The 567-nt window shown below is 36.0% G+C and carries 1 pseudogene; it reads right to left on the minus strand.

Annotated elements, in window-relative coordinates:
- Window positions 1–21 precede the first annotated feature (21 nt).
- Window positions 22–473 (minus strand): annotated as a pseudogene (tnpA, locus tag JCM13188_RS17275) (IS200/IS605 family transposase).
- Between the last annotated feature and the right edge of the window lie 94 nt (window positions 474–567).

Consider the following 567-nt stretch of genomic DNA (forward strand, 5'->3'; position numbering starts at 1 on the left):
GTCAACCGTTTAATCTCTGCTCTAATTTTTGAACGGATCTACATATTCACGCTTACTCATGTGGTCGCGCAATCGATCTTCTGCTTCCTGATTTTTGATATAATTTGCCACTGTTTTCTGGTTCAAACCTACTGTACTTACGTAATATCCCTTCGCCCAAAAAGTGCGATTGCCATGATTGTATTTCAAATTTCCATGCGGTCATGTATCATTAAAGAACTCTTACCTTTTAAGTAACCTACAAATCCAGAAACAGATAACTTTGGTGGTATTTTCACAAGCATATGAATATGGTCAGGCATAGCGTGTGCTTCTATAATTTCTACATCTTTCATATCGCATAGCCTTCTCAATATTGCACCTATATCCCTTCTTAACTTTCCGAATATAATTTTCCTTCTGTACTTTGGTATGAATACGATGTGATACTTACAATTCCATCTTGTATGTGATAAACTATTGTCATTAGACATGTCTATACGATCTCCTCTCGATTTTTGAATTTGGTTTGACGGCCAATGTTCATTATAACCGAGAGGAGATCTTTTTTTGTTACCACTCTAAAAG

It is taken from the genome of Piscibacillus salipiscarius JCM 13188 (genome assembly GCF_001311865.1).
GTDB classification, from domain to species: Bacteria; Bacillota; Bacilli; order Bacillales; family Alkalibacillaceae; genus Piscibacillus; species Piscibacillus salipiscarius.